This window comes from Microbacterium halotolerans, assembly GCF_003569805.1.
Lineage (GTDB): Bacteria > Actinomycetota > Actinomycetes > Actinomycetales > Microbacteriaceae > Microbacterium > Microbacterium halotolerans.
In genome coordinates, this window is sequence record NZ_KZ984051.1 from 1,737,049 (window position 1) to 1,762,418 (window position 25,370).

Genomic DNA, 25,370 nt, shown 5'->3' on the forward strand with positions numbered 1-25,370 from the left:
ACCAGGCAGGAAGGGGGAGGAGAGCGATCGAACATGCCGCGGCAAGTCTTTCATGGTCGGCGAGGATGAGTGGCCGATGCCTGCGTGCTGGACAATAGTGTGTGACACACAGTATTGTGTTGCGTATGAACGAGGAGTTCGACGCCCACCTGCAGGAACTGCGCCGCGGCACGATCGTGCTGGCGTGCCTGCGCCTGCTGCGCGAGCCCGGCTACGGGTACGGCCTGCTCGAGCAGCTCACGCGGCACGGCTTCGAGACGGACGCGAACACGCTCTACCCGCTGCTGCGCCGCCTGGAGAAGCAGGGACACCTCGTCAGCGAATGGAGCACGGCTCAGGCTCGCCCCCGCAAGTTCTACCGAACGTCCGATGAGGGTGAGCGGCTCGCCGACGCGCTCACCCTCGACTGGGCCGCGCTGACGTCGTCGATCGCATCGCTCGACGACGCATCGGAGAGCTCTGCGACTCCCGACACCACCGACGACACGTCCGCCCGGCGCGACACGCCGATCGACAAGGAGCACTGACATGTCCGCGACACTGACAGACAGATACATCTCCGCGACGCTCCGCGGCGTGCCCGCGGAGGCGCACGACGACGTCAGGAACGAGCTGACCGGATCGATCGCCGACGCCGTCGAAGCTCGCATCGAAGAGGGCGAGCGCCCGGATGAGGCCGAGCGAGCCGCGCTGAACGAGCTCGGCGATCCGGCGGTGCTGGCGGCGGGTCTCGCCGACCGGCGGCTTCAGCTGATCGGCCCGCGCCACTACCTGACGTGGCTGCGCCTGCTCCTCGCCATCGTTCCGGCGAGCGTCGCCGTGCTGGTGGCGCTCGGGTACGCGATCTCGGGTGCGGGCGTCGGCGACATCATCGCGGAGGGCATCGCCTCCGGCATCACAGCGGGGCTGCACGTGTGCGTGTGGACGACGCTCGCCTTCGCCGTGATGGACAGGCTCGGCGCCGACGGCTCCCCTCGCTGGAGCGTCGACCGGCTGCCGGAGAATCGGTCCACCGGGCGAGGATTGGCCGACCTGATCGCCGTCGCCATCCTGATGCCGGCCGCGGCGTTCGGGTTCGTGTGGGATCGGCAGGTCGGCTTCATCTTCCTGCACGGTGAGGCGTATCCGATCTGGAACCCCTCGCTCTGGCCGTGGTGGATGGCCGCCGTGTTCGTGCTGCTCGCGATGGTCATCGGCATTCAGACAGCCGTCTTCGTCAGGGGGCGGTGGACCGCACGCATCGCGATCGCCAACACGGCGCTGCAGGTGCTGGGCGCGAGCTGGTTCCTCACGCTGCTGGGTCGTGGCGAGCTGTTCAACCCCGAGATGCTCGAGGTGCTGATGGTCGAGAGCGGCGTGACATCCGAGACGCTGCGCGTGCTCGCCGTGGTGTTCGGCTTCTTCGGGGTCTGCGCGATCGCGGCCGGGGGCATCATCGATTGCTGGCTCAAGACCGCCCGCGATGCGCGGACCGCGTAGGCACGACATCTCGTTCGCGGGAATTGTTCACCGACTCGTCGTCGGCCGGCTGAGCTGAATACGACCGCGCGACATCCGTCCATCCGGATCGACTGCATGCTCGTTCCATGCGGTCGCACTCCTCTTGCGCCGCGAAGGCAGAACGTTCCGCCCGTATCCGGCCGCTGCCAAGCCGCCGCGACTACCGTGGAGGCATGGAGAACGATCTCGAGGAAGTTGCTGAGGCCGCGACTGCGAACCCGCTGATGGCCTGGGTCTGGGTGCTCATCGCCATCGGCGTCGCCATCGGGCTCGGGCTGCTCGCGTCGTTCGTGTTCGCCGGGGTGATGGGCCGTCTCAGCCGCAAGCATGAGGTGTTCGCCGATCTGAAGCGCCGATTCCCGAAGATCATCTTCTGGGCCATCGCGGTTGTCGGCAGCTGGGTGTCGGTGCCGAACCTGATGCCGGAGGGCACGGAGGACCTCGCTGGCGTCGTCGAGTACGTGCTGCGCCTGTGCGTGATCGCCATCGTCGGCTGGCTGCTCGCGAAGATCCTGATCTTCTTCATCGACGGCGCCCTGCGCGCACAGGAGAAGCTCGAGGACGATCCGTTCACCCTCCGGCAGCGCCGTACGCAGATCCGGATGATCCGGCGGCTCGTGGTCGTGCTCGTGCTCGTGCTGACGGCCGGCGCGATGCTGCTCACGATTCCCGGTGCGCAGACCTTCGGCGCATCGCTGCTCGCATCGGCCGGTGTCGTATCGATCGTCGCCGGCATCGCCGCGCAGTCCACGCTCGGCAACCTGATCGCAGGACTCCAGCTCGCCTTCTCGAACGCCCTGCGCACGGGAGACACCGTCGAGGTCAACGGCGAGTTCGGCACGGTCGAGGAGATCACCCTCACCTACGTCGTCGTGCAGATCTGGGACGACCGGCGTCTCGTGCTCCCCTCCACGTACTTCACGACGACGCCCTACACGAATTGGACCCGCAGTCAGACCGAGGTGACCGGAACCGTCTACCTCGAAGTGGACTACTCGGTCGACATCGGGGCGCTGCGCGACGAACTGCGCATGGTGCTCGACTCCACGGACCTGTGGGACCGCCGCTCATGGGGCCTCGTGATGACGGATGCGGTCGGAGGCGTCGCCCAGCTGCGCGCGTCGATCACTGCGGCGAACGCCGACGACATCTGGGGTCTGCGGTGCCTCGTGCGGGAGAAGCTCGTGGGGTTCCTGGCGCAGAAGCGCCCGGATGAGCTCGTCCGCAGGCGCGTCATCGTCGAGGAGCCTGCGCCGCGCCAGCGCGGCGGGTTCGACGTTCCCACGGACACGACAGGCATCCCGGTGGTCGCCGAGGGCGGTGAGCAGTGACCGAAGAGTTCCACAAGCCGGTCAGACTCCCATCCGAGATGTTCGACCGGCTGTTCGCCGGCGACGACCCTGCCGAAGTGTCGCGGGTGGCGCACTCGACGGCCCAGGCACTGCTGGCGCGCGTGCGCGCGGAGCCGGACACCGACATCGTCGAACGGCTGATCGACTTCACGAATCACAACGGAATCGACGATATCGCCGAGCTGTGGTCGCGTTCGCCGGCGAAGACGCTGCCTGGGTCGCTGTGGCGGCTGTACCTGCTGCAGCTGTCGATCCACGACGATCCTGGCACCTCGGCGCTGCTGTACGAGCGAGGGCGCACCGAGCTCCACTCGGCCGACGCCGCCATAGCCGGTGCACCGAGCCCCGCCGGCCCCGATGAGCTGGTCTCCGTGATCGACCAGATCATGCGCGGCGTGTTCGCCGGCGACTTCGCGGTGGCACTCGACCGGGCCAGCGCTTTCTGCCGAGTGCAGGCATCCGGGGCCACGCACCTGGCCGATGACTACGAGCAGAGCGAACCGGACCGCTCGACCGCCTTCACGACGAGGGCGCTGCGTCTGAGCACCTACGCCGACGACCTCCGCCACGCCGCGCGCCTCTGGCGCCGGGAAGGGCTCGCCTGACGCGCCGCGCCCCGCAGCTCAGGTGCGAGAAGGTGCCGCCTGAGATGCGCAACAGCGGCACTTCGTCGCACCCGAGCGACGATCGGTGGGGCCGCGGACGGGGTGCGCAGGTGTCGGCGGGTTGATACTGGACTCTGCGGGTCGTGTCAGGTGGAGCCGAGAGGAGCGCCGTACGCTGGGTGGCGTGCTTCACTCCTCCACGCAACCACTGGTCGGGCTCGTCATGGGGTCGGACTCCGACTGGCGCGTCATGGCTGACGCGTCGACGGTGCTGAGCGACTTCGGCATTCCGCATGAGGTCGAGGTCGTCTCGGCGCATCGCACACCTGACAAGCTGCTCAGCTACGGGCGCGAGGCGCGATCGCGCGGCCTGAGGGCGATCATCGCGGGTGCAGGGGGAGCGGCGCACCTGCCTGGCATGCTCGCATCCCTGACGGCGCTGCCGGTGATCGGCGTTCCCGTGCAGCTGAAGACGCTCGATGGGCTCGACTCGCTGCTGTCGATCGTGCAGATGCCTGCGGGTATTCCGGTCGCCACCGTGTCGATCAACGGTGCGAAGAACGCAGGGCTCCTCGCCGCGCGCATCCTCGGCGCGAGTGACCAGGCCATGGCCGAGAGGATCGAGGCATACGCCCGCGACCTCGAGTCGCAGGTCGGGGAGAAGAACCGGAGGCTGAAGGAGTCGCTGCAGAGCGACCAGGAGAGCGGCGCGTGACCCTGACCGAGTCGCCATGGCGCTCGGCATCTCGGGGCGACGGAGTCCTGAGTGCCCGCCCGATGCGCCACCCCGATGCGTCCGACGAGCAGGTGATGACGCGCCGAGGCTGGTGGCTCGTCGTCGTCAACTGGCTCATCCCCGGGTCCGCGCAGGTGCTCGCAGGCAACCGCAGGCTCGGGCGCTTCGGCCTCGCCGCCACACTGGTGATGTGGCTTCTCATCGTGCTGCTCGTCGCGGGGCTGCTGCTGTGGCGCTCCGCCACGCTCAGCGTGCTGATCAACCCCTTCGTCCTCGTCGCCCTCACCGTGATCGTCATCTCCTACGGCGTGCTCTGGATCATCCTGAGCCTGGACACGCTGCGCCTGACTCGCCTGGTGAAGACGGCACCTCCCGGTCGCTACCTGATCGCGCTGCTCTCCGTCGCACTGATGCTCGTCACGGGAGGCACCGTCGCCTTCGCCGCGCCCCGGATGCTCGCGGCGAGCAGCGCGATCGACCAGATCTTCTCCGCCGGCGCCCCGATCGAACCGGACGACGGCTACTACAACGTGCTCCTGCTCGGCGGCGACTCGTCGGAAGGGCGGGACTCTCTGCGCTTCGACAGCATCTCCGTCGTCTCAGTGAACGCCGACACCGGCAAGGTGACGATCTTCGGCCTGCCGCGCGAGATGCTGAACGTGCCCTTCGAAGAGGGCACACCCATGCACGACATCTACCCGAACGGATTCCAGGGGCAGGCCAGCCAGACGTGCAGCTGGAACGGCTGGCTGAACCACGTGCGACAGCGCGTCGAGGTCTGCGATGAGAACGGGCAGTACAGCGAAACCGGCGGAACGGACCTGTATCCGGATGCCGATGAGGACGGTTCGGCGCCGGGCATCGAAGCCACCAAAGACGCAGCAGAGGGCATTCTCGGCATCGATGTCGAGCACTACGTGCTGCTCGACATGCATGGCTTCGCCTCCCTCGTCGATGCGCTCGGCGGCGTCGAGATCGAGGTCACCGAGCGGCTGCCGGAGGGGCCGGGACCGTCGTACACCGGTCAGCCGGCAGAGGAGTGGGCGACCGGATGGATCGAGCCCGGCATGCAGACGATGGACGGTGACACGGCCCAGTGGTACGCGAGGTCGCGCTACACGACGAACGACTGGGACCGGATGAGGCGGCAGCGCGAGCTGCAGGCGGCGATCCTGGAGCAGTTCACCCCGCAGAACGTGCTGAATCGGTTCCAGGACATCGCCAGGGCGGGCGACGACCTGGTGCAGACCGACATGCCGCAGGCAGACCTGCCGTACTTCTTCGAGCTGGCGATGAAGGCCAAGGAGCAGCCGATCGACTCGATCGAGTTCACACCGAACAACGGCTACGGCACCGACACGACGCCGCCCGACTATGCGCATATCCGCACTGATGTGCAGTCGGCGCTGCATCCGGATGAGGAAGGTTCCGGGTGAGCGGGCCTTCCCTGTGGATATACGGCGACGTTCAGGAGACGCTGGATAGGCTCTTTCCATGCCAGTGAGTCTCCGCGTCGTCCTCGACCAGGTCGTGGAACCCACGAGCGATGACCTGCACGCCGCGGCGCGCGATCTCACCCGCGCGCTGATCGGCACGGTGCCCGTCGGGTGTCGTGTGGAAGGCATCGCTCCCGTCGCCGACGGCCTCGACATCGATGGGCTGTTCACCGTGCACGCCGCCAAGCAGATGCGGCGCGATTGGCCGTTCGGCTTTGTCCGGGGGGCGGGTCGCGGAATGGTGCACTCGCCGACACTGCTCGCTCCGCTCGCCGCGCACGATCGCGTGAACGAGGGCGACCAGACCGTCTCGACCGTCTGGGACCTGTCGCCGTGGAATTCCGTCGCCGAACGCCACGGCGCGGGCGCCTCGCGGCAGCGTCGTCTGCTGCGCAGGGCCGCCAAGTACGCGGACGCGATCGTCGTCCCCACTCATGTGATGGCTGACTCGCTCTGCGAGTACGCACGCGTTGCCGACCGTGTGCGCGTGATCCCCGGTGCCGTGGAACTGGACTTCGCGATCCCGGATGATGCGGTCGCGCGCCGCGCACGGCTCGGTCTGCCGAGAGACTACGTGGCCACGAGCGGCGGCACGGCGGAGCTCGACGGGCTCGCCGCCGCGCTGCGGGCGGCATCGGCCACCGACCTCGACGTCGTGGTCGTCGACGTGCCGGAGGGACAGGAACCGGGTCTCGCCGACCTCGCCCAGGCAGGGGGACTCCCGGAGCGGCGGGTGCACGCACGCGGCTCCCTCGGCCGCGAAGACCGCGCCGCTGTGATCGGGGGCGCGGCGAGCTTCGTGTCCGCGGCCACGCGCGACGCATGGCCGTGGCGTGCGGTCGAGGCCATGGCGCTCGGCATTCCGCTCGTCGCCGTCGACTCACCCGTGCATCGCGAAGTCATCTACGACGGCGGTCTCTTCGTACCGGAGGGCGACCTGGGCGATGCCCTGCGCACGACGCTCGGCGCGGGGCGTGAGCGCCTGCGCGTGCTCGGTCAGGACCGCTCGAGGGCGTTCACCTGGGTGGGAGCCGCCGAGAAGGTGTGGCAGCTGCACGCGGATCTGTGATGGTCAATCGACACAACCCTGCCCCGGTTGAACGGGCATCCAGGCTCACGGCGGTACGATCGCGTGTGGCCTTAACACGGAACAGGATATGGGGCACGGCGGAGTGAACGCAGTCGATCTCAAGGACTACAACGTCCCCGGCAGAGGCCGCGGGCTCGCGGACGTGTTCCGCTGGCGGTATCTGCTGAAGGTCCTGGTGCGCAAAGCGACCTCCACCCGCTATCGCAACTCGGCGCTCGGTTGGACGTGGTCGTATGCCAGGCCGCTCGTCCAGTTCCTCATCTACTGGCTCGTGATGGGCAAGATCCTCGGGGTGGACAAAGGGATCGACAACTTCCCGCTGTACATCTTCAGCGGCTTCGTCACGATCCAGTTCTTCAACGGGGCTTTTCAACAGGCGACCTCGTCGATCGTCGCGAACAAGGCGCTCGTCAAGAAGATCTACATGCCCCGCGAGCTGTTCCCGGTGGCGGCGGTGATCAACGGCTTCATCCACTTCCTGCCGCAGCTGGCCATCCTGCTCGTCGTGGCGCTGCTCTACGGCTGGAGGCCCGATTTCATCCATATCGGGGCGGTGCTGCTCGGTCTGATAATCATCGGAGCGCTCTCGCTTGGGATGGGCATTCTGTTCGCGGGCATCAACGTGCGCTACCGCGACGCCGACAACTTCGGCGAGCTCATCCGGCAGGTCGTGCTGTGGTTGTCACCCGTGCTCTACCCCTGGCGCCTCATCAGTGAGACTCTTGGTGATGTGTGGGTGTACCTCTACTTCTGCAATCCCATCTCGGTGGCCGTCGAACTGATGCACTTCGGCTTCTGGTCGCCCACGGTGCCGCCGTTCCACGCGACCGACGAGCCCGGCGGTTGGTTCGGGTTCCCGCCCGCATTCGGCTGGTACATCGGCGGTGCACTCGTCCTCAGCCTGCTGCTCCTGCTGCTCGGCCAGTACACCTTCCGTCGCTTCGAGCGGACCTTCGCCCAGGACGTGTGATGTCGAAACAGATTCTGCAGACCTCTGCCACCAAGCCCGCGATCATCATCGATCACGTCTCGAAACGCTTCCGCAAGCGCAACACTCACTCCATCAAGGAGGCGTTCGTTGCAGCAGCGCGCCGCAAGAGGGTGCGCTCGGACTCGTTCACGGCGCTCGACGACGTCAGCTTCCAGATCGGCGAAGGGGAGTCCGTCGCGGTGATGGGGCTGAACGGTTCCGGCAAGTCGACGACCCTCAAAATGGTCTCCGGCGTCATGGAGCCGGATGACGGCCGCGTGTTCACACGGGGACGCGTCGCCGGCCTCATCGAGGTCGGCGCGGGCTTCCATCCCGAGCTGACAGGGCGCGACAACGTGTACCTGAATGCCGCGATCCTCGGAATGTCCAAGGAGGAGACCGACAAGCGCTACAACGACATCCTCGAGTTCAGCGAGATCGGCGAGTTCATCGACCAGGCGGTCAAACACTACTCGTCGGGCATGTTCATGCGCCTGGCGTTCGCCGTCGCCATCCACGTCGACGCCGACGTGCTGCTTGTCGATGAGGTGCTCTCCGTGGGCGATGCGCCCTTCCGCAAGAAATGCAACGAGAAGCTGCAGGAGCTGGCCGCACGCGGCGTCACGATGATGATCGTGAGCCACAACAAGAACACGGTGAAGAAGCTGTGCAGCCGCGGCATCATCATCCGCGACCACAGGGTCGTCTTCGATGGGCCGATCGCTGAGGCCGTTGCCGAGCTGGACGGTGACAAGCCGCGAGATGCCGAGAAGAGCGCAGAGCAGCGCAAGGAACCGGAGCCACGCACGCCGGATCCGAAGGAGATCCCGGATCAGGTCAAGGGCCCGCACACGGGCCGGATCCCGATCGGTGGGCTGAGCGACGACGACGAGACGAACGGCCCGATCAGCGGGAGTCCCCGCCCCGATGGTGGGGATGAGCGCACTGGTGATGACGAGAAGTTCGGCGGCGACCAGAAGCCGAGCGACGATGAGAAGTGACAGAAGGGCGCCCTGACGTAAGAGCGCGAAGCGGCGTCGGCGACGAATGCTGACGTGCGCGCGTAGCTCGAACGGTGGTGAGCAGCGAGGGCTTTTGGCGTGCCGGGTGCCCATCGCGACACGAGGTACCATCGGGCACACTCGCCTCGCGAGCACACTTCTGTCACACTTATCACATGCGTACCTCCACTCGATTGCGACACGCCCTGGTTCTCGGGGTTGTCGCAACCCTTGCTGCGACACTGTCTCCTTCGGCGGCCTTCGGCGTTGCAACCGAAGAAAACAGCACGGATTCGGCGGTCGTGAGCCCCACGGGCCAGGAGGACGTGCCTGACGATGCCGCTGGTGGCGATGAGTCCGATGAGCAGGCGCAGACGGAGCCCACTCCTGAACCGACGGACACGACAGAGCCGACGCCGGAACCGAGTGAGTCCGAAGACTCCGACGCGGACGACGAGGCGGTGGATGAGGCCGAGAAACTCGAGAAGGTCGAGCTGTCGCAGGGGATCACGGTCGATCCGGCGGGAACCGACGACCCGCGTTTTGCCTCGAATGCCAATGCCGGCGCGATCAAGCGCGGCGATCTGACAGAAGCCGAGATGGATCGTATGGCGATGTCCATCGGTGAAGATCTCGCCGCGCCGGGGGATTTTGAGATGAAGGCGTCGCTGAAAGGCTTCACGCCGGGCAACATCATCAGCGACCGGGTCTTCTACGACGGGTCATCGATGTCGTTGTCGCAGATCAAGTCGTTCCTGAAGAGCAAGGTCTCAAGCTGCCGCAGCGACTACACCTGCCTTCCTGACTACACCGAGAACACCAAGAGCAAATCGGCCGACCAGTACTGCAACGGCTACACGGGCCGTTCCGGCGAGAGCTCGGCTGCGATCATCTACCGCGTGGCGAAGTCGTGCGACATCAACCCGAAAGCGCTGATCGTGATCCTGCAGAAGGAGCAGGGCCTGGTCACGCACACCTGGCCGAGCGACTGGCGCTACACGATTGCGATGGGGATGGCCTGCCCGGACACCTCGGCATGCGACTCGCGCTACTACGGCTTCCAGAACCAGGTGTACAGCGCGGCGCGGCAGTACCAGGTGTACTCGAAGAGCAGCTACTTCAGCTGGTACCCGGTCGGCAAGACGTCGAACGTGCGCTGGCACCCGAACGCGTCGTGCGGCTCGGCGCCGGTGCACATCGAGAACAAGGCAACGGCGGCGCTGTACTACTACACGCCGTACCAGCCCAATCAGGCGGCGTTGAGGGCAGGCTACGGCACGGGCGATTCGTGCTCCGCTTACGGCAACCGCAACTTCTACAACTACTTCACCGACTGGTTCGGTTCGACGCACGCCGACGCGTGCACGGTGCCGTCGGGCACCCGGACGGCTTCGAAAGCGTACGTAGTGTCCGCATCGAGTCTGAATGCACGCACCGCACCGAGCACGGACTGTTCGAAGGGGATGACTTCACTTTCGAAGGGCGATATCGTGCAGGCCGTACGCGTGACTGAGTCTGGAAAATGGTTGCAGGTTCAGACGAATCTCGGTAAACGCTGGGTAGCTCGCGAGTACGTCAAGTACGCGACGGCAGGTGAAGCGGCATGCACGATCGTTCCCGGTTCGAAAACCGCGGTCAAGGTCTATGCGGTGGAGGTATCGAGTGCGGTGGGCCGGGGCGCCCCGCGCACGGAATGTGCCATTGACCGAACAGTCCTGCCAGAGGGTTCAGTAGCTCAGGCCATCAACGTGACCGCAGACCGACAGTGGTTGCAGGTCCGGACAGGCGAGGGGAATCGCTGGGTGGAACGGTCCGACGTCAGGTATGCGACTGCGCCGGAGCAACAGTGCGTGGGGCCAAACGGCGGTGTGAAGTCGCGCTCTGCGGTGTATGTCGTTGACAACGACACGGTGGGAGTTGTCGGACCACGGAGCACGTGTGACGTAGGCGTGGCAAAGCTTGCTGAAGGAGTTGCCGTGCGCGCGCACGGTGTATCCGGGTCAGGGGACTGGATGTGGGTGGATACGGGTACGGGTAGACGTTGGATTCCCACATCGGATATCGATGTCGCAACGACCTCGGAGGCACGTTGCCTTGAGCCGAGAGGCGGCGTCGAAGCGGCATCGAAGGTCTACGCTGTGCGCGAATCGAACACAACTGGGCGGATCGCGCCGCGCAGCGACTGCTCGGACGACAGCACTGCTCTCGTCTCAGGTACCGTGCTCCAAGCGGTCGAGGTGTCCGGTTCAGGGAACTGGTTGCGGGTGCGCACGGGCGCAGGCGAGCGTTGGATCGCTCGCGCAGACGTGCGCTACGCCACTGCGCCGGAGAGCTTGTGTGTCGCGCCCAATGGAGGCGTCTCGTCAGCGCGGCTGACCTACCGGGTGCTGACGGACACGACCGCCCTGCTCGGCCCTCGTGATGATTGTGGTGCGGGTATCGCGCTGTCGGCTGGAACGGTGGTGAAGGCCGTAGCGATTTCCGGGTCTCGAACCTGGCTCAAAGTCGCGACGGAAGCCGGTGAACGCTGGGTCAAGCGTGCCGATGTCGACTACGAGTGAGTTGTCTGCATTACTGCCGTGCCGTACGCGCGGCGTGATTCAGAACGCCAGCACGCGCCACAGAACGGCAGCAGATGCCCGTTAGTGGTTCCAGATCGATACCTCGGTCTCTCATCGCGGGGCTGACGTCGCCGACGTGCACGAGAAGTAGCGCCGACCTGACGTGCCCATCCTCCTGTGTGTGGCGTCAGATCCGACGACGGCGCCGCTGACGGCGCCCAGCGGACTTCTCCGCCTTCGCGCAATGGGCGGCGGTCGCCGACTTGCTCTGCGCAATCCGGCACGGTGGAAGATTTCATGAGAGAGCCCCATATGCCAGGGTTCCAGTACGCTGGTTGGCTCTGCTGATCGCCTCTACGCTCAGTCGCGGGGGAGGTCTACGAGGAGGGCGTATGAGTTCGAAGCGATGGTGGAGATCGATTCCGATCGGCGTGACAGCGATTGTCGCCGTCACGTTCGGAGCGGGGCTCGGCGGCAGTGCGGCAATGGGCGCTGACGTCGACGGAGTCGATGCGAACGGAGAACCGACCGGCGACGTGATGGTCGGACAGGACCTGGTAATGGAGGTTGTCGACCCGCTTCTCGCGCTCGTCAACCCGACAGAAGGCGGGGAGCGCGTCACCGCCGACGGCGCTGAGTATGGTTATGCGGGAGTCATCGTCGATCCCGTCGCACGAGAGGTCGACGTGTACTGGGTCGGCTCGGTGGAGGCCAAGGCGCAACGTATCTTGGACCGCGCGCCTTCCGAAGTGACGTTGAACGTGCGCGACGCGAAGTACACAGTGTTCGAGATGCAGGAGGCGGTGGAGCGTCTGCCAGGGATGACCGTGGACGACGCCTCGGGCGATCTCACGATCGTTGCATCTGGTCCCGAGGCTGATGGCAGTGGGGTCTGGGTCGAATATTCGGGCGACGGTGTACAGAAGTTCTCTTCTCAGTCGGAGGACCGAAAGGCTGTCTCTGCAGCAGCGGATCGAGAGATCGACGTCGATATCACTTCGGTTGACGTCGGTGAGGAACTCACTCCCGCGGCGCGATGGAACGGGGACGCACCGTACGAGGGCGGGGGCGGATACTACCTGCCCAATGGTGGGTTCTGCTCGACGAGCTTTCCTGTGACGAGCAACGCCACGGGTGCCAAGCACCTGTTGACCGCCTATCACTGTGTTGACGATTACAGCAGCGTCTCGGTGTCGAATGACGCTGGTTCATTCGGTACGGCATACACTGGGTCCGGGTATCGGCATCCCGACATAGATGCGGCGTTGATCAAAGTCACCCCTCAGTCAATTCTGCCGCGCATCTACTACGGCTCATACAATACATCGAGCTATCACAGCATCGGCGCCGTCGGTGGGAATGTCGTTGGCGCGAGGGCATGCACCAATGGCGCGAACTCGGGGCTGCACTGCCTCACTATCAACCGCGCGAACTACACCGCGTACTCGTCCGATCTCGGGCGCGACTTGCACGGCCTGGTCCGTGGCGAAGCAACTTCGGGTGGTGTGGTGGTCGTGGGCGGCGACAGCGGCGGTCCGGTCGTCTATCCGCAGGCTAGCCTTGGAGGCCAACTCCGAGCGATGGGCACGATCTACGGAGGCGGTAATTCCGGGACCTGTCCCGCCACGCGCTATTCGACGAGCAAGTGCTTCAGGTACGCGGTGTGGGTCGGTTCTGTGACGATCAGTTCCGAGATGGGAATGACCATCGCGACCAAGTAGCGGAGCGACTGGGCCGCACGCTGGCCGAGTGCGCGGCGTACTAGGACGCGTGTGAGGCGGTCGGATCGGGTCTATCTGGGAGCCGCCCGACCGCCTCTGGCGGTGAGCAGCGACTCAGCTGCCTTGCTGTTCTAGCCGGAGCTTGTCGTTCCAGTAGGCGTTCGACGTCAGCCCGTCGTAGCCGCGACTCCACTCGCGAAGCATCTTGGGATAGATGCGCCGCAGGCGCAGCGTGTTCTTCAGCAGTCGCAGGGTCTCCTTCCGGAAACGACGCGGATCGCGGCGCACGGTGTAGGCCTGCGTCTGATCGACGTTCAGGTGCGTGATCTCCTTCGCGCCGTAGATCAGTCGGAAGTCCTCACGTGACTCCGCAGGCAGGACCACCTTCGCCATGCCGAGCGGCAGCAGATGACCGTTCAGGGTCAGCAGCAGCAGCGCGCGCACAGGTCGCGGGAGGAAGGTGCGTCTGGGCTTCGGTGGCGAGGCGATCGGCTGCCAGACCTCCGTCGTGGTCATCGCCTTGATGTCGCCGCGGCGCTTTGCCATGTCGGCGTTCTTGTCGAAGAAGTCCGGCCCGCGCATGACGTCCTCGAACGCCAGGTTGACCGCCGACAGCGTGTCGTAGTGGAAGCGAAGAGCGGTGCGCAGGTAGAAGTTCAGCACCATCCGCTGCAGCTCTTTCCAGCTGCGCTTCTTCTCCGGCAGGCTCAGATGATGGATGAGGTGGCTGCGGAAATCAAGGTACCAGGTCTGAGGTGAGGCCTTGTCGACGAAGCTCTCCTGCACTGAAGCGACGCCGGGCAGCGTGAACGTGTTGAAGTCGTTCACGAGAGAGAAGCTCACGTCATCGCCGCGGACGAAGAACGGGAACGGCAGGTGCTCGACCTGGGCGACCGGGAAGGCGAAGAACCACCAGCCGGCGTAGAAGTCACCCCTGGCCGGGGCCGTGGTTTCGTACTCCATCCGGAAGACCTTCTTGCGCTGTCGCAGGTCGAGGCCGGCGTAGTGCGCTTTGCAACCGAGGTCGAAGTGCGCACCGTTCTCGCCGATCTGCCACCGCTTGGCGTCGTGCACCATGGCGCCGGCCACTGCCGTGCGCGGGTCCTGAGCGTAAGCGAGGAACCACCAGGTGCGACTGACCGCCTCCATCTGGATGGAGGCGTCGTCGTCCATGAAGAGAACGTGACTGGCGTTCGTCGCCCTGGCCTCAAGCAGACCACGGGTGAAACCGCCCGATCCGCCGAGGTTCTCGTTGGGGATGACGGTGACGCCGTCGCCGTCATCGACCGTCGCGGACTGACCGTTGTCGACGATCACCATGCGGATGTGCTCGTTGAGTTCAGACTCTGCACGGAACCGGCGGAAGCGTTCGGCCGTCGAGGCGACCTCCGCTTCGCGTCGGAACGTCGTGACCGAAAGCAGCAGATCCGGCGTGCTGCGGGGCTTCTCCGTGGTCGCCCAGGCGAAGTCCTCCAGCCGACCGTCCTCGAGAGCCGTGAGCTTGAAGAACACGATGGCATCGGACGATGCTTCTTCATAGGGGTCGAACGGCTGGCGGAGCAACCCGTCCAGTGTGACGACCTCGCTGAAGAGCTGCTGCGTCGAGCGATTCCGACAAGCCACGTGGATGGACAGCAGGAATCGCCCGTGGCCCGTCAGCTGCAGCTCCAGCGGCAGGTCGCCGGAGTTCCTGCGCCACTTGCCGAGGTTGAACAGGTTGTAGTAGGTGCCCGTCGCGAGCCGTCCGCCTTGTGCGAAGTCTGCGCCGCCCTCGGAAAGGGAGATCCCGACGGACCCTTTCAGAGCGAAGTGTGCCTCGGTCTCAGTCGAGATACCGGCTTGTGGCCAGATTGCGGCCTGCAGTGGGTACCCAGTGCGATCCGGGAGTTTCCCCAGCCCCATGGCGGATGCCTTCCTGCCGTTGACAGACGGCCCAATCGTGCTTGTTGCTGTCGTCGCCACGTACGATCTCAGTCGTCGGCGTGACGCTTGAGGACGTAGCCGGGCTCGATGCGCTTGGAGCGCGGAACGAGAACCGACCGGTCGAAGTGGCCGACAGCGATAAAGGAGATGAACACTTCGGAATCGGGGATCCCAAGGATTTCACGAATGGCGGCTTCGCGTTCCTGACCCATCGCCGTGTTGAGGCTGACCGCGCCCAGACCTGTGTGCTCGAGCCCGAGCAGAAGGAGCATCATGAACAGTCCGCCATCGATGTAGGCCTGGTTGCGCTCGACGGCGGCGACGAAGGCAGCGTGATCGCTTGTCACCAGCAGCAGTTTCGGCGGGAGCTCATACCCGCGGAACCCTCCCTGCAGTTCCAGCACGGGTCCAAGTTTCGACTTGTCGTCGAACTGGTGCACGCGAACCGGCTGCCGGTTGCATACGGACGGCGCTTGCAGTGCGATCTGTACGGCACGCTCGATGTCCTCGTTCGCAACAGGGTCTGCGGTGAACTCACGTACGCTGCGCCGTGAGAAGACGACGTCCTCGAACTCCCGATCGGAGGGGGTCCAGGTCTCCATGTCGCGCTCAAGCGTCGCAGGCGTCGCGCCGCCGAGCCCAGGGTCGGCCTTCGTGATCAGCTCTTGCACCGGAGCGTCGAACAGCTTCCAGAAGTGTGACACGTCGGCGTCGAGCTGCCGGTGGCGCTCGAAGTAGTTGTGCATGACGGCAGCCGCGATCTGGAAGAACGTGTCCTCAGGGTCGCGTCCGTTCGAGATCCACTTGTTCATCTCACCGGAGAGCAACGGCATGACGGCCTTGCCGAAGCCGGGCCGGAAGTTCGTCGTGCGGCTGAGCCCCTTCTCGAAGCCGTGCGCGTGATACATCAGGAGCGAGCGAGCGTTTTCGACGGTGCGGGAGACCCGATGCTGCGCGTAGGACTCAATATAGCGGTTGTCATCGTTGTTCCCGAGGGCCCTTACAGCCCGTACCGGGTCGTTTCCCCTCACCGCTCCGGTTCTCTGCCGCCCGAGTGCCGAAGCGGCGATCGGACGGAGCGTGATCGATGCGATGTCGGCGCCGCCGTCCTTGCCGCCGAAATGGAGCGCTCCGAACATGATCTGTGAGAACGCGGGGTCCTCTACTGCGAACACAATCCGGTCGGTGCGGCGTTCGCCGGTCCTGATGCCGGTGTCGATCCCGCCCACAACCCTGAATTTCCCGGTTGTCGGGTTGCGCAAGTGCACGCTAATCGTTTGTGAGGAGCTGCGAGGTGTCCAGTCGAACTCGACCTCATAGGCGTTCCCCTCGCGCAGGGCCGAGGGGAAGGTGGTCCAGACGTAGTTGCCGCGCTGAGTTGCGTACGTGGGCCCGGCGACACGCAGCCTGGTCTCTCCTGCTTTGCTGCTGATCTGCCATGATTCGTTGTTGGCGAAGAACTTGGGTGCATCCATCCGCACGGTGCGAGGAGGGCGCTGGAGGCCCACTCGACGCACGACGCGCTTAGCGAATCGCACACCTCGGCGTACCGTCGGGAGCAGCGCACGGGCAGGGGTGGGCAGTTCGGCGCGGACGGACCCCACGGTGCGGCGCACCGGCATCTCGAGCGCAGACTTGAGCCATTGCTTCGAGTCGTCGACGTGCTTGTCGAGCGCTGCTCTGATCTCGGTGTAGTCCAGCGGAGCCAGGAAGCGCTCGTCTTCAGAGACAATGTTCTCGGCCTCAAGGGTGAAGCGGTCTCGATGGCCGATCAGGCGGAACATCGAATCGAATCGTGCAACGCCGCGACGACGGTTCCCGATCGATGCGAACGGTTTTTCGAACTTGAGCGAGAACGCGGTGCCATGGAAGGAGTCCGTCACGACGTAGGAGCTGTTGTCGTACAGCTTCAAGAAGTCGTACGTGTCGATGTCGTCCTCGATGGCGTCCGGCATCGCCATTTTTTCCTTGTTCTCCTGGATGAGGTGTGGCCACGCATCGAGAATTACGCGGACCTTCAGGCCTTTTTTGGCCGCGATGTGCTCGATCGCTGCCTTCTTCTCGGGCGTCGGGTCGAGGATGTACGCGAGAAGGTAGGGGCCGGACACGTCGCGGTCGGAGCGCGACGCGAGCTTGCGGTACTCGTTGACGTCAGTAAGGAAGATCGGCTCGGCAACTTGCTTCGCCGGCACTCCGTAGACTTCGCGAGCAATCCGGACGCCGGAGTCCTCGCGGACGGAGATCGCGTTGAATCGCTTCATCAGAACGGAGACCTTGGGAATCTCTTCTTCGGGCGCAAAATCCTTCGCGTGACCGAAAGACGCCGCGTATGAGATCTTCCGTTTGTCGTCATCGGCGAAATCGAGATAGAAAGCCTTCCCGAAATTCCGGGCGATTCCGAAGTTCCAGACCTGGTCGGATCCGATCACGAAGTTGTCCGCGATCTGGTTCAGGTCTCCGACGGTCTGCGTGCTGTACAGCTTGCTCAGGTTGTAGTGCTCGCGCGCGAAACGCATCGCGTGCGTGTCCTGAATCTCCGGATCGCTCGCACTCGCACCGATCTTCGACACCATCAGAACCTTGTTCCCGAAGCCTTCGACAGTCTTGTACAGGCTGTAGTAGGTCAGCACGGACCCGTAGTTCGCGCCGATGCCGACGCCGACGATCGCGGCATCATAGTGCTCGTTCGAGTGTGCAGTCATTCTGTGATGATCCTTGGGGTTGTGGTCCGGAGGCGTCGCGATCCGGTCAGCTAGCGCTTGGAGCGCTCGCGACGTTGGGCACGCATCGAGATTCTAGACGACAGGATCCGCTCGAAGCTGGGACGACGCCGTGCTGTCGGAGGCCGCATCGATGACGCCGACGAGCCGCAATGCTGGGCTGATTCGCGTCTGATCCGGCCGCGCACACGTCACCCACCCCGTTGCCAGGGAAAACGGGGCGTCGATGTCAGAATGTCCCCTATGGACACCGATCTTCTTGTTGTTGGTTCTGGTTTCTTCGGTCTGACGATCGCGGAACGGGCCGCGAACGCCGGCCGCAAGGTCACCGTCATCGACCGTCGCCACCACATCGGCGGGAACGCCTACAGCGAGGCAGACGCCGAGACGGGCATCGAAGTGCACCGTTACGGCGCGCACCTGTTCCACACGTCGAACGAAACGGTGTGGGAGTACGTGAACCGGTTCACGACGTTCACGAACTACGTGCACAAGGTCTACTCGCACCACAACGGTGTGGTGTACCCCCTGCCTGTGAACCTCGGCACGATCAACCAGTTCTTCCAGGCTGCGTACAGTCCGGACGAAGCGCGTGCGCTGGTCAGGGAGCAGGCAGGCGAGTTCGACGTCAAGACGGCGCAGAACTTCGAGGAGAAGGGCATCGCGCTCATCGGGCGACCGCTGTTCGAGGCGTTCTTCCGCGACTACACGGCGAAGCAGTGGCAGACCGACCCGAAGAAGCTCTCGGGCGACATCGTCAGCCGACTGCCCGTGCGCTACAACTACGACAACCGCTACTTCAACGACACGCATGAGGGGCTGCCGACCGACGGCTACACCGCATGGTTGGAGCGGATGGCCGATCATCCGAACATCGAGGTGCGTCTGGAGACGGACTTCTTCGACGCGTCGCAGCCGTTCAACAAGGAGGCGACCGTCGGTCAGATCCCCGTCGTGTACACGGGCCCGGTCGACCGCTACTTCGACTACGCGGAAGGTGCGCTCAGCTGGCGCACGCTCGATTTCGAGCGTGAGGTGCTGAACGTGGGCGACTTCCAGGGCACGCCGGTCATGAACTATCCCGACGCGAACTTCCCCTACACGCGCATCCACGAGTTCAAGCACTTCCATCCTGAGCGCGCCGACGCGTACCCGACCGACAAGACGGTCATCATGCGTGAGTTCTCGCGCTTCGCAGAGAAGGCGGACGAGCCGTACTACCCTGTGAACACCGAGGACGACCGCGCGGGCCTGCTCGCCTACCGCGAACTGGCCAAGGGCGAACAGGACGTCTACTTCGGCGGCCGCCTCGGCACGTACCAGTACCTGGACATGCACATGGCGATCGGGTCGGCGCTGTCGATGTGGAACAACCAGCTGGCGTAGGGGAGCGGCGAGTGCTCGCAGGCGGGGAGTGACAGCGAGATGACCTGGGGCGACTCATTCCTCGCACTCCTCGTGGCGGTCTTGTGCCTTATCGGTCCAGGGCTGATCGTCACAGCGCCGTTCCGTTTCGGCGCACTGGCTCGCACTGCCGTCTCCGGCCTGGTCGGGGTGTGCGTGGTCGCAAGCGCCGCGACGACGTTCGGGGCGTTCGGCCTCGCGTTCTCCTGGTGGCAGGTGCTCGCCGTGACGGTCATCGGTCTCACGCTCGCGCTGGCCGTGCGCCCGGCCGTGCCGCGGCTGGAACCGCGCCCCGATCGTCGTGTGCTCCTGCTGCTCGGGATGTGGCTCCTGTCCGTGCTCGCGATCGCCATCGTGATGTTCTGGCGGGTGCCCATTCCCAGCCGGATTGCGCAGACGCTGGACAACATCTTCCATCTCTCCGCAACGAGCGCGATCCTGAGCGGGCATTCCGCTTCACCGTTCGCGATCGGAGGATTGATCGACACGACGGGGGCGTTCACCTACTCGCCGTCCGGTTGGCATTCGTTCGCCGCCCTCGTTGCGCAGACCACCGGTGTCCCGGTCGCCGTCGCCTTCAACGTGCTGTGGCTCGCGATGATCGCCGTTGTGTGGCTGCCGGGCATCGCGTGGCTCGCACGCACGGTCGTGCCGACATGGGCCGCGGCGACGATCGCCCTTCCGCTCGGCGCCTCGTTCGGCTGGTACCCCTACGGATTGACGACGGGCGGCGCGCTGTACCCGTCTGCGCTCGCCCACGCACTCCTGCCAGCGGCCGTGGCCATCGTCCTCGTCGCGGCACGAGCCGTGCTCGGCGAACGCGGTCGGGTATCGCGGGCCAGGCGATGGACGGCGGCCGTCGTCGGCGTCGCCCTGGCAGGCGGCGCGCTCGCTGCGGCGGACCCCCGCGCGATTGCGACCCTGTTCGTGATCGCCGCACCGTTCGTCTTCTGGCGACTCGTCGTCGTCCTCCGTCAGGCGCGCGAAGCCGCGCCGGAGGAGCTGCGTCGTGCCAGACGCATGCTGTGGGGGAGCCTCGGCGCCGCGGCGGTCGTGATCGTCGCAGGCATAGCGTTCGGCAACGCGGCCGTGCCGTTGACAGGGCACCCGGATGACACTTCGGACCTGGTCGCGCAGACCGCGTGGCAGAGCCTGACGCAGGTGATGATGGCGCAGTCGCAGACGGGAGTCAACGGCGTGGTCACGATCGTCGCACCCCCGCTCGCACTTGCGGTCATCGGCGGGATCTTCATGGCGCTGCGACGTGCCACGACCCGCTGGGTGGTGGTTCCCTACCTGGTGCTCGCGGTGCTGTACGTGCTCGCGGCCGGTGAGGTCGGCCCGGTGTCGAGAATGCTCGCCGCACTCTGGCTCGGCGATCCGTACCGACTGGCGGCGGCCCTGGCGATCGTGGGTGTTCCTCTCGCCACGATCGGAATCGTTACGCTCGGTCGTCTGATCGTGCCGGCGCGGCGCGCTTTCGGGGCGGGTGCGGCTGTCGTCGCGGCGGTCATCGTCGGGGTGACATCGACCGGTACGCTCGCTGCCACGGGAGTGAGTGAAGCGGCAGGCGTGGTGTTCCGTCAGCCCGTGCAGGCGAGCGACTGGGCCGTCGTCTCGTCTGCGCAGATGACGTTCATGCGGGATCAGGTGAGCGCGATCGTGCCGGAGGATCAACGGGTGCTCGGCGACCCCTGGGACGGGTCGGCGCTGGCCGGTGTCTTCGCAGGCAGGGAACCCGTCTTCCCCCACGTCCTCGGACGCTGGGACGACACGCGCCTGACGCTCGCCTACTCGCTTCCGTCGATCGATGAGACGTCAGAGGTGTGCACGGCTCTCGACGAGCTCCGCGTGCGGTACGTGCTCTACACGCCCGGCTCGTTCGGCGGAGGCGACGCTGAGGGCGATCTGTTCCTCGGCCTGCATGCGGCGGTCGAGGCCGGTCTTTTCACCGAGGTCGCCACCGATGGCGAATCCTCCCTGTACCGGATCGACCAATGCGGTGACCTCGGATGACAACACGCGTGTGATCGGTGGTCGAGCGCGTTTCTCCCGACCGTAGGATCAAGGGGTGAAGGTCAGGGCCACCTCAGGCGTGCGCGGGTACACCCACTCGTTGTGGCTGCTCTCTGCACGCGACCTCAAGGTGCGCTATGCGACGAGCTGGCTCGGCTACATCTGGAGCGTGTTGGACCCGCTCGTGATGAGCGCGATCTACTGGTTCGTGTTCACTCAGGTCTTCCACCGCACTGTGGGAGCCACCCCGTACATCCTGTTTCTGATCTCGGCGCTGCTTCCGTGGATGTGGTTCAACACCTCGATCTCCGACTTCACGAGAGCGTTCAAGATCGATGCGAAGCTGGTGCGATCGACCGCGATTCCTCGGTCGATCTGGGTATCGCGCACCGTTGTGTCGAAGGGCGTCGAATTCCTCTTCTCGTTGCCCGTTCTCGTGATCTTCGCCGTCGTCGCCGGGCTGACCGGTGAGGGCGGATGGACAGATGTCGCGCTGGGGTGGGGCGTGCTGTGGCTGCCGGTCGCTGTGGTGCTTCAAGCCGTGCTCCTGACCGGGCTCGGCCTCGTCATCGCGCCGCTGTGCGTGCTGTTCCGCGATCTCGAGCGCACGACCAAGCTGATCCTGCGCGCGTTGTTCTACGCGACGCCGATCATCTACGGCATCCGCGACCTGCCTGACGGCTTCGCATGGCTCGAGTACGCCAACCCGCTCGCGGGGCTGTTCGTGCTGTACCGTGCAGGATTCTTCCCCGAAGAGTGGCAGACCGGGCCCGTGCTGTCGAGCGCTGCGATCAGCGTCGTGGTCTTCGTGATCGGGTGCCTGGTGATGCGCTCGCTCGAGCGCCCCGTGCTGAAGGAACTGTGATGGCTCACGACACAGGCAACGCGATCGACGTCACCGGGCTCGGCGTGCGCTTCCGGCGCAACCGCCGCGGGCGCAGCGGCATCCTGTCGATGTTCGCCAGCGCGAACCGGCGCACGCCGAAGGACGAGTTCTGGGCCCTTCGCGACGTCTCCTTCTCCGTCGGGCGAGGCGAGGCGATCGGCGTCGTGGGCAGGAACGGGCAAGGGAAATCGACGCTGCTCAAGCTGGTCGCCAGGGTGATGCTCCCTGACGAGGGGAGCGTGAGAGTGAGCGCAGGCGTCGCTCCTCTGATCGAGCTGACGGGCGGCTTCGCGAACGATCTCACAGTGCGCGAGAACGTCCGCCTTGCCGCCGGGCTGCACGGCATGAAAAGAGCCGAAGTCGCGGCCAGGTACGACGAGATCATCGACTTCGCCGAGCTGCGCGACTTCCAGAACACCCCCTTCCGTCATCTGTCGAACGGCATGAAGGTGCGTCTGGCGTTCGCCGTCGTGTCTCGGCTCGACGAACCCATCCTCCTCGTCGACGAAGTGCTGGCCGTGGGAGACAAGGCCTTTCGCGAGAAATGCTATACGCGCATCGACGAGCTGCTCTCCGAGGAGCGCACCCTGTTCTTCGTGAGCCACAGCGAGCGCGACCTGCGCCGGTTCTGCACACGCGGTCTGTACATCCGGGACCACCGTCTGGTGATGGACGCCCCGATCGACGACGTGCTCGACGCCTACAACGAGGACAACGACACGTAGTGGCAGCTAGGGCGTCGACAGCTTGGCCGCGATCGGGCGCTCCCATGCTTCGACCGGACGGCTGCGGCTCCACGTCGTGTTCGAGCCGTCGAGCACGCTGTAGTGTTGCGGCAGCACATCGTCGCGCAGATGCGCCGAGTCGCGGTAGGGGAAGGCATCGAGCGGTTGGGCGCTGCTGTGCGCGAGCCACCCCGGCAGATCACGGGTGAGATCGCTCAGCAGCTGGTCCACGCGTACCATCTTGCCGCAGAGCGCGGTGCGGTGGCATGCGCTCGCCTCATCGGAGCCTGATCACTCCAGCCGCGTCGACAGCTCCAGCCACTTCTCTTCAAGAGCTGCGGCTTCCTCCTCCAGCTCTGCGACCTTCGCCATCTCGGAGCCGAGCAGTTCGAAGTCCGCCTGGTCGAGGTCGGCCAGGCCCGTCCGCCGCTTGTGCGCCTCGCTGCGCAGCTTCTCGGCGCGTCGCTCCACGGAGGAGAGCTCCTTCTCCAACGTGCGCAGCTCGGCGCCGGACAGCTCCGGCGACCGCTTCTGGTCCTGCTGCCCGCCGGCCGGAGCAGGGCCCGCACCCGCGGCATCCTGCGCCGCGCGCAGCTTCAGGTACTCGTCGACGCCGCCCGGCAGATGACGCAGCGAGCCGTCCAGAATCGCGTACTGCTGGTCGGTGACGCGTTCGAGCAGGTACCGGTCGTGCGAGACGACCAACAGCGTGCCCGGCCACGAGTCGAGCAGATCCTCCATCGCGGCGAGCATGTCGGTGTCGAGGTCGTTCGACGGCTCGTCGAGGATCAGAACGTTCGGCTCGTCGAGCAGCACCAGCAGCAGCTGAAGCCGACGCTGCTGCCCGCCTGACAGGTCGCGCACCGGCGTCGACAGTTCGCTCGAGCGGAAGCCCAGCCGCTCCAGCAGCTGTGCGGGCGTCATCTCCTTGCCGCCGGAGACGTAGCTCGTCCTCTGCTCGGCCAGCACCTCTCGCACCCTCAGGTGCTTGACCGCGTCGAGTTCGGCCAGCCGCTGGTCGAGGTACGCCACGCGGACCGTCTTGCCGCGCTTCACCCGCCCGCTCGTGGGCGCAACGTCGCCGGAGATCAGCCCCAGCAGTGTCGACTTGCCCACACCGTTCTGGCCGAGGATGCCGGTGCGCTCGCCCGGCGCGATCCTCCATTCGACGTCGCGCAGCACCTCGCGTCCGTCGTAGGCGACCCCTGCGTCGAGCAGGTCGACGACGTCCTTGCCCAGCCTGGCCGTCGCCAGCTGCGACAGCTCTACGGAGTCGCGCACGGGCGGCTCGTCGGCGATCAGTGCGTTCGCCGCGTCGATCCGGAACTTCGGCTTCGAGGTGCGTGCCGGAGCTCCTCGCCGGAGCCAGGCCAGCTCCTTGCGCATCAGGTTCTGCCTCTTCTCCTCGACGACCTCCCGCTGGCGCTGGCGCTCAACCCGCTGCAGCACGTACGCGGCGTACCCGCCCTCGAACGGGTCGACGATTCCGTCGTGCACCTCCCACATCCGGGTGCACACCGCATCGAGGAACCATCGGTCGTGCGTCACGAGCAGCAGAGCGCCCTGATTCGCGCCCCAGCGGGTGCGCAGGTGCTCGGCCAGCCAGGTGATGCCCTCGACATCGAGATGGTTGGTCGGCTCGTCGAGTGCGATCACGTCCCACTCCGCCACGAGCAGCGTCGCCAGCGCGACCCTGCGGCGCTGGCCGCCGGAGAGCGTCGAGACGGCGGCCTCCAGGTCGAGGTCGCCCGCCAGCCCCCGCACGATGCTCCGGATGCGTGCATCGCTTCGCCAGGTGTGATCCGGCACGTCGCCGACGATTGCGTGTCGCACGCTGTCCGACCCCGTCAGCTCGTCGGTCTGCGTGAGCATGCCCACCCGCAGGCCCCTGCGGCGCGTGACGCGCCCCGCATCCGGCTCCGAGATGCCCGTGAGGATCTTCATCAGCGTCGACTTGCCGTCGCCGTTGCGCCCGACGATGCCGACGCGGTCGCCCTCGGAGATGCCGACGGTGACGTCGTCGAGCACGACCTTCGCGGGGAACTCCTGGTGCAGGCTCTCGGCCCCGAGCAGGTGCGCCATCAGACGCTCTCCACGCCGATGCTGAGGTGGCGCAGCAGGGCGACGAGCCTCGTGCGTTCGGTCGGGGAAAGGGAGTGCAACAAGTCGGCCTCTGCATCGATGAGTCGGGTGATGGCCGCATCCACGCGGATGAGGCCGGATTCGGTCAGGATGACGAGCACGCTGCGCCCATCGTCTGGGTCCGCTTCGCGGCGCACCAGCCCGCGATCGACGAGCTTGTCGATCCGGTTGGTCATGGTGCCGGATGACACGAGCGTCTGCTGCAGGAGCGTCTTCGGACTGAGCTGGTAGGGCTCTCCCGCACGGCGCAGTGCGGACAGGACGTCCCACTCCCACGGCTCGATGTCTGTGCGGGCGAAGGCGGCGCGCCTGGCGTGCTCGAGGTGGTGCGAGAGCCTGTCGACGCGGGAGAGCACCTCCATCGGGGAGAAGTCGAGATCGGGGCGCTGGGCGCGCCACGCGCCGACGATCCGGTCGACCTCATCCGCTTCTGCCATCCCTCCAGTATCGCAGGGTGCGCCTCCTGGTCTGGGTTGAGGAGGCACTCGGCAGTGCATGGCAGACTGGGTGAGTGGTCCCATC

20 protein-coding genes are annotated in these 25,370 nt (G+C 65.7%); 15 read left to right on the plus strand and 5 right to left on the minus strand.

Features of this window, described 5'->3' with window-relative positions:
- Positions 1-125 precede the first annotated feature (125 nt).
- From DZG09_RS08035 to DZG09_RS08085, 11 genes are all read left to right on the plus strand, one after another.
- Positions 126-527 (plus strand): PadR family transcriptional regulator, encoded by a 402-nt coding sequence (locus DZG09_RS08035; protein ID WP_119697078.1) that lies wholly within the window; start codon positions 126-128, stop codon positions 525-527.
- Between the two features lies 1 nt (position 528).
- Entirely contained in the window at positions 529-1,479 is a 951-nt protein-coding gene (locus DZG09_RS08040) for a permease prefix domain 1-containing protein (RefSeq protein WP_119697079.1), read from the plus strand.
- A 194-nt stretch (positions 1,480-1,673) separates the two neighbouring features.
- Positions 1,674-2,831 (plus strand): mechanosensitive ion channel family protein, encoded by a 1,158-nt coding sequence (locus DZG09_RS08045; RefSeq protein WP_162893231.1) that lies wholly within the window; start codon positions 1,674-1,676, stop codon positions 2,829-2,831.
- A gap of 38 nt (positions 2,832-2,869) precedes the next feature.
- Positions 2,870-3,457 (plus strand): response regulator transcription factor, encoded by a 588-nt coding sequence (locus tag DZG09_RS08050; protein ID WP_119697453.1) that lies wholly within the window; start codon positions 2,870-2,872, stop codon positions 3,455-3,457.
- 223 nt (positions 3,458-3,680) lie between these two features.
- Positions 3,681-4,172, plus strand: a complete 492-nt coding sequence (purE, locus tag DZG09_RS08055) for a 5-(carboxyamino)imidazole ribonucleotide mutase (protein WP_119697454.1) — start codon at positions 3,681-3,683, stop codon at positions 4,170-4,172.
- The gene (locus DZG09_RS08060; RefSeq protein ID WP_338039988.1) at positions 4,169-5,629 is read left to right on the plus strand and encodes an LCP family glycopolymer transferase; all 1,461 of its coding nucleotides are present in this window, start codon (positions 4,169-4,171) and stop codon (positions 5,627-5,629) included. The genes purE and DZG09_RS08060 overlap by 4 nt, the downstream gene beginning before the upstream one ends.
- A 58-nt stretch (positions 5,630-5,687) precedes the next feature.
- The gene (locus DZG09_RS08065) at positions 5,688-6,758 is read left to right on the plus strand and encodes a glycosyltransferase (RefSeq protein WP_119697081.1); all 1,071 of its coding nucleotides are present in this window, start codon (positions 5,688-5,690) and stop codon (positions 6,756-6,758) included.
- Between the two features lie 88 nt (positions 6,759-6,846).
- Positions 6,847-7,749, plus strand: coding sequence for an ABC transporter permease (locus tag DZG09_RS08070; protein ID WP_119697082.1), 903 nt, complete (start codon positions 6,847-6,849; stop codon positions 7,747-7,749).
- Positions 7,749-8,750, plus strand: coding sequence for an ABC transporter ATP-binding protein (locus tag DZG09_RS08075; RefSeq protein WP_119697083.1), 1,002 nt, complete (start codon positions 7,749-7,751; stop codon positions 8,748-8,750). Before DZG09_RS08070 ends, DZG09_RS08075 begins: the two co-directional genes overlap by 1 nt.
- 176 nt (positions 8,751-8,926) lie before the next feature.
- Positions 8,927-11,311, plus strand: a complete 2,385-nt coding sequence (locus DZG09_RS08080) for an SH3 domain-containing protein (protein ID WP_162893233.1) — start codon at positions 8,927-8,929, stop codon at positions 11,309-11,311.
- A 392-nt stretch (positions 11,312-11,703) separates the two neighbouring features.
- On the plus strand, positions 11,704-13,032 hold the full coding sequence (locus DZG09_RS08085; protein WP_119697085.1) for a chymotrypsin family serine protease: 1,329 nt from the start codon (positions 11,704-11,706) through the stop codon (positions 13,030-13,032).
- A 114-nt stretch (positions 13,033-13,146) separates the two neighbouring features.
- On the opposite strand, the gene DZG09_RS08090 is transcribed toward DZG09_RS08085, so the two are convergent.
- Both DZG09_RS08090 and DZG09_RS08095 read right to left on the minus strand, forming a co-directional pair.
- Entirely contained in the window at positions 13,147-14,934 is a 1,788-nt protein-coding gene (locus DZG09_RS08090; protein ID WP_119697086.1) for a glycosyltransferase family 2 protein, read from the minus strand.
- 68 nt (positions 14,935-15,002) lie between these two features.
- Positions 15,003-17,657 (minus strand): polysaccharide pyruvyl transferase family protein, encoded by a 2,655-nt coding sequence (locus DZG09_RS08095; protein ID WP_119697087.1) that lies wholly within the window; start codon positions 17,655-17,657, stop codon positions 15,003-15,005.
- A 261-nt stretch (positions 17,658-17,918) separates the two neighbouring features.
- Here DZG09_RS08095 and glf point away from each other — a divergent pair, with 261 nt between their 5' ends.
- The 4 genes from glf to DZG09_RS08115 are packed head-to-tail and all read left to right on the plus strand — an operon-like array spanning position 17,919 to position 22,706.
- Entirely contained in the window at positions 17,919-19,061 is a 1,143-nt protein-coding gene (gene glf / locus DZG09_RS08100; protein ID WP_119697088.1) for a UDP-galactopyranose mutase, read from the plus strand.
- 39 nt (positions 19,062-19,100) lie between these two features.
- Positions 19,101-21,095, plus strand: a complete 1,995-nt coding sequence (locus tag DZG09_RS08105; protein ID WP_119697089.1) for a DUF6541 family protein — start codon at positions 19,101-19,103, stop codon at positions 21,093-21,095.
- A gap of 55 nt (positions 21,096-21,150) precedes the next feature.
- The gene (locus DZG09_RS08110) at positions 21,151-21,960 is read left to right on the plus strand and encodes an ABC transporter permease (protein ID WP_119697090.1); all 810 of its coding nucleotides are present in this window, start codon (positions 21,151-21,153) and stop codon (positions 21,958-21,960) included.
- A complete protein-coding gene (locus DZG09_RS08115; protein WP_119697091.1) occupies positions 21,960-22,706 on the plus strand; it encodes an ABC transporter ATP-binding protein in 747 nt (248 codons plus the stop codon). Before DZG09_RS08110 ends, DZG09_RS08115 begins: the two co-directional genes overlap by 1 nt.
- A gap of 6 nt (positions 22,707-22,712) precedes the next feature.
- Here the strand turns inward: DZG09_RS08115 and DZG09_RS08120 are convergent, their stop codons facing one another.
- The 3 genes from DZG09_RS08120 to DZG09_RS08130 are packed head-to-tail and all read right to left on the minus strand — an operon-like array spanning position 22,713 to position 25,285.
- Positions 22,713-22,937, minus strand: a complete 225-nt coding sequence (locus tag DZG09_RS08120) for a hypothetical protein (RefSeq protein WP_162893234.1) — start codon at positions 22,935-22,937, stop codon at positions 22,713-22,715.
- A gap of 60 nt (positions 22,938-22,997) precedes the next feature.
- Entirely contained in the window at positions 22,998-24,788 is a 1,791-nt protein-coding gene (locus DZG09_RS08125) for an ABC-F family ATP-binding cassette domain-containing protein (protein WP_119697093.1), read from the minus strand.
- Entirely contained in the window at positions 24,788-25,285 is a 498-nt protein-coding gene (locus tag DZG09_RS08130) for a MarR family winged helix-turn-helix transcriptional regulator (protein ID WP_119697094.1), read from the minus strand. Before DZG09_RS08130 ends, DZG09_RS08125 begins: the two co-directional genes overlap by 1 nt.
- Positions 25,286-25,370 lie beyond the last annotated feature (85 nt).